This window comes from Mycobacterium sp. E1386, from assembly GCF_001672745.1.
In the GTDB taxonomy this organism is placed as follows: Bacteria; Actinomycetota; Actinomycetes; order Mycobacteriales; family Mycobacteriaceae; genus Mycobacterium.
Genome location: NZ_LZKH01000090.1, coordinates 1 through 6,591, shown reverse-complemented (window position 1 = coordinate 6,591; position 6,591 = coordinate 1). Strand labels below are relative to the sequence as shown.

At 66.6% G+C, this 6,591-nt stretch carries 8 protein-coding genes and 2 pseudogenes; 2 read left to right on the top strand and 8 right to left on the bottom strand.

Annotation, left to right across the window (positions count from 1 at the left end; translation table 11 throughout):
• A partial coding sequence (gene purQ, locus A5709_RS10540) for a phosphoribosylformylglycinamidine synthase subunit PurQ (RefSeq protein WP_067944871.1) occupies positions 1-552 on the top strand: 552 nt, incomplete at its 5' end.
• On the opposite strand, the pseudogene A5709_RS27400 reads toward purQ, so the two are convergent.
• From A5709_RS27400 to A5709_RS10530, 3 genes and pseudogenes are all read right to left on the bottom strand, one after another.
• Positions 549-776 (bottom strand): annotated as a pseudogene (locus A5709_RS27400) (WS/DGAT domain-containing protein); the annotation flags it as partial. The gene purQ and the pseudogene A5709_RS27400 sit on opposite strands and share 4 nt — an antisense overlap.
• Positions 777-791: 15 nt before the next feature.
• Entirely contained in the window at positions 792-1,268 is a 477-nt protein-coding gene (locus tag A5709_RS10535; protein ID WP_067944870.1) for a hypothetical protein, read from the bottom strand.
• A gap of 88 nt (positions 1,269-1,356) precedes the next feature.
• Positions 1,357-2,175 (bottom strand): GntR family transcriptional regulator, encoded by an 819-nt coding sequence (locus tag A5709_RS10530; RefSeq protein WP_067944869.1) that lies wholly within the window; start codon positions 2,173-2,175, stop codon positions 1,357-1,359.
• Between the two features lie 134 nt (positions 2,176-2,309).
• On the opposite strand from A5709_RS10530, the gene A5709_RS10525 reads away from it, so the two are divergent.
• Positions 2,310-2,708, top strand: a complete 399-nt coding sequence (locus tag A5709_RS10525) for a VOC family protein (protein ID WP_067944868.1) — start codon at positions 2,310-2,312, stop codon at positions 2,706-2,708.
• Positions 2,709-2,746: 38 nt separating this feature from the next.
• On the opposite strand, the pseudogene A5709_RS10520 reads toward A5709_RS10525, so the two are convergent.
• From A5709_RS10520 to A5709_RS10500, 5 genes and pseudogenes are all read right to left on the bottom strand, one after another.
• A pseudogene (locus A5709_RS10520) lies at positions 2,747-2,962 on the bottom strand (cupin); the annotation flags it as partial.
• 3 nt (positions 2,963-2,965) lie between these two features.
• Positions 2,966-4,420: an NAD(P)/FAD-dependent oxidoreductase gene (locus A5709_RS10515; protein WP_067944867.1), complete on the bottom strand. Its 1,455-nt coding sequence runs from the start codon at positions 4,418-4,420 to the stop codon at positions 2,966-2,968.
• A gap of 27 nt (positions 4,421-4,447) precedes the next feature.
• On the bottom strand, positions 4,448-5,128 hold the full coding sequence (locus tag A5709_RS10510; RefSeq protein WP_067944866.1) for a haloacid dehalogenase type II: 681 nt from the start codon (positions 5,126-5,128) through the stop codon (positions 4,448-4,450).
• A 2-nt stretch (positions 5,129-5,130) separates the two neighbouring features.
• A complete protein-coding gene (locus A5709_RS10505; protein ID WP_231972086.1) occupies positions 5,131-5,724 on the bottom strand; it encodes a TMEM175 family protein in 594 nt (197 codons plus the stop codon).
• Positions 5,725-5,786: 62 nt separating this feature from the next.
• On the bottom strand, positions 5,787-6,591 hold an 805-nt coding region (locus A5709_RS10500), incomplete at its 5' end, for a zinc-binding dehydrogenase (RefSeq protein ID WP_067944865.1).

The following is a 6,591-nucleotide window of genomic DNA, read 5'->3' as shown; positions in this document are numbered from 1 at the left end:
GGCGTCGACGCCGTGGTGGTGCCGGGAGGTTTCTCCTATGGCGACTACCTGCGGGCCGGGGCAATCGCGAGGTTCGCCCCCGTGATGGGCGAGGTGGTGGCCGCCGCGAACCGCGGCATGCCAGTGTTGGGCATTTGCAACGGTTTTCAGGTGCTGTGTGAGGCCGGCCTGCTGCCCGGGGCCCTCACCCGCAACGTCGGTCTGCACTTCGTCTGCCGCGATGTGTGGCTACGGGTGGCGTCGATCTCGACGGCCTGGACGTCGCGTTTCGAGTGGGGCGCTGAGCTGCTCGTGCCGCTGAAGTCCGGCGAGGGCCGCTACGTGGCCCCCGACGATGTGCTCGACGAGCTGGAAGGGGAGGGCCGGGTGGTGTTCCGCTACCTCGACAATCCCAACGGCTCCCTGCACGACATCGCCGGAGTCAGCTCCGCCAACGGCCGTGTCGTCGGGTTGATGCCGCACCCTGAGCACGCCATCGAAGCGTTGACGGGCCCCTCCGACGACGGCTTGGGCCTGTTCTATTCGGCGCTGGACGCGGTGCTTTCGGTTTAGGCGGAAACCCCTGCGGCTGACCGTAATTCGTCGAATGCCGCGCTGATGGCGTCGGTCGCTTCGTGTGGGTCGTCGAACGTCTGGTCGTCGGTGAGCACGGCGACGCCGAGCTGGTCGACATAGCTCCACACCGTGATGTTGACCGGGGCGCCCGGCGACAGCACCCCGGTCGAGTAAATCTCGCTGACCGCCGCGCTGACTATGCCGGGGTCCTGTGCGGGGCCTTACCGTCGCGGGGATCAGCCGGCGTCGCGCAGCAATGGATGCGCCGTCGGCAGGTCCACCGCCGGAGTCAAGTCGTCGAAGAGGTCGGTCGCGTCGGCGATCGTGCGGTCGACGAAGGCGGCGAAGTCGTCGAAGGAAACGTTCTGCCGGATCCAGTGCGACCTGCGCGCCACCAGACCGATCCGCTGTGGATCGGACGAGCCGTGCACGATCGCGGTGACTTCGCGTTCCTGACGGTTCCAGGTGTCAGAGAAGTGCACCAGCCATGGGCGCTCGGTGGCGGCGAAGTAGCACCCCGGAGTCACGCGAATGATCAGCACGTCGCCATGCTCGGGGGAGATCTCGAGGTGGACGTGCAGGCGCCTCGCGGCGGACGCGCGGGCACCGGTGACGAAGAAGTATTCACCGTCGTGGTGGCCACGGAAATAGCGTCGCCCGCGGGTGCGCAGGTAACATTCGACCAGGTTCGCGCACGTGGGCTCGTTCGTCATGAAAACATGCTGCGGCCAGTGGCTTTGCGGATGCTGGGAGACAAGCCATGAACCACCGAAGAATCTGTTGAGAATTGGCTGAGTCACGTCAGCGCCGCTCGACAATCCCCGCACCGGGCGCCGGCATGGTCCGGGGCAGCGTCACCGAAAACCGGTACCGCTCGGGACGATAGTGGAACTCCACGACCTCCAGCGGCTTGCCGTCATTGCCGTAGCTGACGCGTTCGAGCACGAGCACGGGAGAGCCCAACGGCAGATTCAATGCGCCGGCTACCTCGACGGAGGCCCCCGCGGCGTGGATCTCATAGGTGGCCCGGGCGACGGGGGTGCCCAGTCGCCGCTCCCACATCGTGTAGGTGCTTTCCATCGCTCGCGCGGGTTGCGTGTCGGACGCGCTCGACAGCAGCGGCTCGACGGCCTTGCCGAGTCCCGGCGGCAGGTAGGCGATCATCAGCGCGAGGGGCACGTCCCCGTCGCGGAAGCGTCGGTAGATGCACAGAACCCTGGACAAGCCCAACGTTTCGGCTACTCGTTGCGGGGGCTCACCGACGCGATGGGACAGCACGTCCACATGCGGAGTGATCCCAGAGCCGGCCAAGACCTCGGTGATCGTGCGCACGCCGGAGCCCAGTTCTTGTCTTACCGGGTTGGTGACGAAAGTGCCCAGACCCTGGCGCCGAACCAGCCAGCCCTGGCGCTCGAGCAGTCCGACCGCCGCTCGCACGGTTACCCGGCTCAGGCCGGAGCGTTCGATCAGCTCCCGCTCGCTGGGCAGGCGTCCGCCGCGGGGCACCCGCTGCTTGATGATAGCGGCCTTGAGCGCTTCGGCGAGCTGGGTGCTCGCTGGCACGCTGCCGCGCCTGACCCGCAGATCGGCGGACTCGAGGTCGAGCGACGGGCCGGTCATAAGACGTATTAAAACGTCTGGTGAGTGGGGCGTAAAGGCCGCCGGCCGTTCCGTCGCCGCCCTACGAGCGACAACAGCCGTCGGATTACTCTGGCGCCGAGCAAATTTCGGCTGCACACCACAGGAGGTTGACCGTGGGATTCGCGGTGGAACGGATCGATCATGTCGTGCTGAACTGCACAGACGTCGAGGCCACCGCCGCGTGGTACGAGCGGGTTCTGGGCATGCGGCGAGAGACGTACGGTCCCTCAGGCCGGATCGCCCTGCGCTTCGGGGAGCAGAAACTCAACCTGCGGCCGGTCGGGGCGCTGGCCGACGACCCAGAGTGGACCACCGCGTCGGTCGAGGCCGCCGGTTCCGAAGACTTGTGCTTCATCACCCGCAGCGGCCCGGATGAGGTGCGCGCCCACCTCGCCGACTGCGGCGTGCAGATCGTTGCGGGACCGGTCACCAGAACCGGAGCCTTGGGCCCGATGACTTCACACTACTGCCGCGACATCGACGGGAATCTCGTCGAAATCGCAGTCTATTGAAGCGGATACAACGCCGGTAGATTCACCACGATCGCCTGATTGGACGATACGGTCGACGGCATCGCGTGTGTCTCGCCCATCCAGAGCTTCTCGGCTCCGACCGACGCGCCGCTGAGCGCGGCGAAGCGACGGAGTCCGTCCGATTGCGCGGTGTCGGAACTGATGTCCGATGCCCTGACGTGGTGCACCTTGTTATGGGTGGCTTCCGCTGTTGTCTCGCCGAAATCGGGATGGAATCCGTCTGCGGTGGCCATGCGTCAACTATGGTCCGACGCATCCCGATACGCCTCGAGGAGTCGCAGCCACAGCTCGCTGACCGTGGGGAAGCAGGGCACGGCGTGCCACAACCGCTCGATGGGCACCTGGCCGGCGACGGCGATGGTTGCGGAGTGCAGCATTTCGGTGACCCCGGGCCCAACCAGCGTGACCCCGAGCAAGTGCCCGCGGTCGAGGTCCACCACCATCCGCGCCCGGCCGGTGTACCCGTCGGCATAAAGCTTGGCCCCCATCACCACATCGCCGATCTGCACGTCGACCGTCCGTATCCGGTGCCCGGCCCGCTCGGCCTGCCGGGCCGTCAGGCCGACCGCGGCGGCTTCGGGGGTGGTGAAGAAGGCTTGCGGCACGGCGTGATGGTCGGCGGTGGTTGCATGCCGGCCCCACGGTGCGGTGTCCAACGGGGTACCCGCCGCGCGCGCTCCGATCGCCGCTCCAGCCACGCGGCCCTGATATTTCCCCTGATGGGTCAGCAGGGCCCGGTGATTGACGTCGCCCGCGGCGTATAGCCAGCCATCTTCTATCGCCCGCACTTGGCAGGTGTCATCGACCTCGAGCCAGTCGCCGGGTGCCAGCCCGACGGTGTGCAGACCGATGTCGTCGGTGAGCGGTGCGCGGCCCGTTGCGAAAAGCACTTCGCTGACTTCTATTTCGGAGTCATCGTCCAATTCGAGGGTCACCACTCCGCCGTCGGGCCGGCGCAGCGCGCGGACCGATACGCCGATGCGCACATCCACGCCGGCATCGGCGAGGCCACGGCCGATGAGTTCACCCACGAAAGGCTCCATCCGGGGGAGGAGGCCCTGCCCCCGCGCGAGGAGGGTCACCTGAGATCCCAATCCCCGCCACGCAGTCGCCATTTCGACGCCTACGCCACCGCCTCCCACCACAGCGAGCCGCTCGGGGACGGAGCCGCTGTCGGTGGCTTGGCGGTTGGTCCACGGCTTGGCTTCGTCGATGCCGGGCACGTCGGGTAGGGCGGACCGGCTTCCAGTGCAGATCACGACTGCGTGCCGCGCTGTCAGCACGGAGGTGGCTCCGTCAGACGCGGTGACCGCGACTCGTCGGGGGCCATCCAACCGGCCATGGCCGCGTACCAGGGTGGCCCCGATTCCGCTTACCCAATCGGCCTGGCCGGCGTCGTCCCAGTTGCTGACATAGCGGTTGCGGCGGCCGAAGACCCCCGCAACGCTGATGGGCCCGCTGACCGCCTCGCGGGCGCCGTCGACGTGGCGGGCTTCCGATACGGCAATCACCGGACGCAGCAGGGCTTTGCTGGGCACGCACGCCCAGTAGGAACACTCGCCGCCGACGAGTTCACGCTCGACCAGAGCGACGCTCAGCCCCGCCGCCTGGGCGCTCTCTGCAGCGTTCTGCCCGACCGGCCCGGCACCGAGCACGATGACGTCGTAGCCGGTTTCCTCGTGTGCTGCCATGGTCCGTGGTCCTCCCCCGGGTTGTCCTCAGTTCGCGATGAGCTTCGTGGCCAACTCGCGCAAGTCACCCACCACGAGGTTCGGCTGGGGCATCCCGTCGACCGGCAGCGGCGGATTGCCGGGTCGGGTAATGAGCGCAGCGCTGAAGCCGACCTTCTGGGCGCCGAGGGTGTCCCAGACGTGCGCGGCCACCATCATGCAGTCGGCCGGTGCCACCCCGACCGTCTCGCACGCGTATCGGTATACGGCGGGCGCGGGCTTGAAGGCGCGGCAGGCATCGACGCTCAGTTGTAGTTCGAAGAATTCGCCCAGCCCGGAGCTCTGCAGCGCCGTCGGCCCGTCCGGGTTCGGCGGCGAATTGGTCAGGGTCACAAGGCGAAAGCCGTTGTCCTGCAACCTCGCGAGCCCTTCGGCCGCGTCCGGGTGTGCCGGCATGGTGAGCAGGCCGGTCTTCAGGCGGTGCAGGTCATCGTCGGAGACGTCGACGCGGTGCACATCGCCGACCATGCGCAGCACGCCTTGCGCGAGCGTGGAGAAGTTGACGTAGCTGTCCGCCAATGTCGCGGACATCGAGTACATGATCAGCTGGGCGAACCACTCACGAAGCACCCGTTTATCATCGAACAGGTCGGTGAAAAGCGGTGCGAGAGAGTCGATATCGACCAGTGTCTCGTTGACGTCGAAAACCAGGACGGACGGTGTGCGCATGGTCAGGCCTCGATCTTCCGCAATGTGGGCACGTCCGGCCGTAAGTACCCGATCAAGCACAGGCAAATCAAAGCCATCCCGAGCAACGGCAACCAAAGTGCGACCACCCCCGCCGTTGTGAAGACGCCCATCGTTATGAATGACCGCATCCGCAACAGTCGGCGCATCCGGTCCGTGAGGTCTTCATGGGCCCGCCGGTCAACCACCTCCCGGCATAGCGCGAGATAGGTGATGTTGACGAGAACGAACACGAACGCGTACAAGGCCACGGGCTCAGCGGCCAGTCTGCTGTCGGCGATCCACTCGGTGGTTATCGGTATGAGCGACACCGAAAACAAGTGCGCGAAATTCGACCACACCAGCCGCGGCGTGGCCAGCTCCGCGTAGCTGAACAAGTGATGATGGTTGACCCACACGATCGCGATGAACAGGTAGCTGACCACATAGCTCAGGCCGGTGGGCCACAGCGGTAGCAGGGCGCTGAAGCTGTGCGCGGCCGGCGGTTTGAGCTCTAGCACCAGGATCGTGATGATGACAGCGAACACACCGTCCGAGAACGCTTCCACCCGGCCCGGACTGGATTTCCTCGCAACCACGACGCCTCCTCAGGCCGGAAGGGGCGAGAGTCCGATCGGCCCCTGTGCTAAAGCGGCGTAGCTCACCGCATCACCACGACCATCTTGCCGCCAGCGTCCCCGGCTTCCATCATTCGGTGCGCCTCACGGATCTCGTCGAAGGAGAAGACGCGAGATGGCTTGGCCTCCAGAGCGCCCTCGGCGGCCTGCCGCGCGATATCTTGCAGAGGGACGTCCGACAGCGGGAATCCCGGAGTCCCAAAGACGAAGCTGCCGAAGAAGTTCCAGTTGACACCGCTCGCCATGCGCAGCAGTGGATTGAAATCTCCGATCGGGTCGAGCCCGCCCAGCCAGCCCGCCAAGCAGGCCGTTCCACCGCGGCGCAGCATGTCGAGGGAGTCCAGGATGGTGCTGTTGCCGACCAGGTCCAGGACCGCGTCCACCTGCTTGGCCTCGGGGAGGTGCTCGGCCAGGTCACCTCTCTCCAATTCGACGCGCGACGCGCCCAGCTTCTCCAGCATGGGAAACCGGCCACGAGTCCGCGCGGTGGCGATGACGCGCGCACCGGTGGCGACGGCCATCTTCAGTGCGGCCTGGCCCAACGACGATGTCGCGCCGCGCAACACCAGCGTCTGGCCGGCTTTCAAGTTGAGGTTGCGGAAGAGGCATGTCCAAGCGACCGCGTAGGTTTCGGGCAGCGCGGCCAAATCCGACCATGGCAGCTCGGATTCGATGAGGGCGACGTTCGCCGCGCGTACGCGGGTGTATTGCGCGTAGCTACCGTTGATGGTTCGGCCCAGACCACCCATCAGCGCCGCCACCTTGGCGCCCACCGGGAATTCGCCGCCCGGGCATGAGTCGACGACGCCGACGCATTCGATGCCGCTG